Source organism: Aminobacter sp. P4_H6_2, from assembly GCF_056400805.1.
Genome location: NZ_JBFUKO010001025.1, coordinates 1 through 1,116 on the forward strand (window position 1 = coordinate 1; position 1,116 = coordinate 1,116).

1 protein-coding gene is annotated in these 1,116 nt (G+C 56.6%); it reads left to right on the forward strand.

Going from position 1 to position 1,116, the window contains the following annotated elements; genetic code table 11:
* Positions 1-565 precede the first annotated feature (565 nt).
* Complete coding sequence (locus AC1DUU_RS32645) at positions 566-1,063, forward strand: YciE/YciF ferroxidase family protein (protein ID WP_476787421.1); 498 nt, start codon at positions 566-568, stop codon at positions 1,061-1,063.
* Positions 1,064-1,116 lie beyond the last annotated feature (53 nt).

Sequence of the window (1,116 nt, forward strand, 5' to 3'; positions counted from 1 at the left end):
GTTCCACGGGTCTGCCTGCACCACCCTGGATCAGATCCGCCGCCAACGACACCTGGGATCTTATTTTAATCGAAAGCTCAGGCGGTCAGTTCGACGAATTTCTGAAGGTGGCAACCGCAACGTCACCGACATCCTCACGAGATCTGCCGTTTGCGCTGGCGGGATCGATTTAGGCAACTCGCGCGTTTCAGCCTCTTCTAATGAAGGAGGCCACAGTGCCAGACGACCCTATGAAGACCAAGAAAGACCGAAAGCTCGTATCACCGCAGGAGTATGAGATCGAGGAATTTGCCCACAAATATGATCTCATGCGCGGTGAGGCTGCGGCGATGATAAAGCGCTACGGCCCGTCACGAAGCAAACTTGACGCCATAATAGCTCAGCGAGCCCATGGATGATGGCCGACTCCCGTACCATCGAATTTCCMCGTCCCCTCAAGAATCCTAGCGCAAGATGCGGGCAGCGTTTCGGTGGAACCTTTTACGTCGGCGCGCGCTTCTTTGTTGATCTTTCACGCCTCCGAGAAGGGCATGCGCACACAGAGGCGCACTCAAAGGAACCCCCCATGGCTAAAGATAAAACGCTCGAAACGCTGTTTCACGACACGTTGAAAGACATCTACTATGCGGAAAAGAAGATCCTAAAGACGCTCCCTAAGATGGCGCGCGCCGCCCAGTCGCCTGAACTCAAGGCCGCATTCGAAAAGCATAGAGACGAGACCGAAGGACACGTGGAGGGCCTGCAGCAGGTGTTTGAACTGATGGGCAAACGCGCCCAGGGCAAAACTTGCGAGGCGATCGAGGGCATTGTTTCCGAAGGCGAAGAGATCATCGATAACTTCAAGGGCATGCTTGCCATCGACGCCGGTTTGATCTCGGCAGCCCAAGCGGTCGAGCACTATGAAATCACGCGTTATGGAACGCTCAAGCGCTGGGCTGAATCGCTTGGAATGCCCGAGGCAGCCAAGCTGCTGGGCCAGACCCTCGCCGAGGAGTCCAAGACTGACGAAGCCCTGACCGGGCTCGCCGATTCCTTCGCAAACGAGATGGCCAAAGCGGCCTGACCCCTTCCCAGCCATCGTGACCACGCCTCGATGGCTGGCTCCTACTCCCTTCT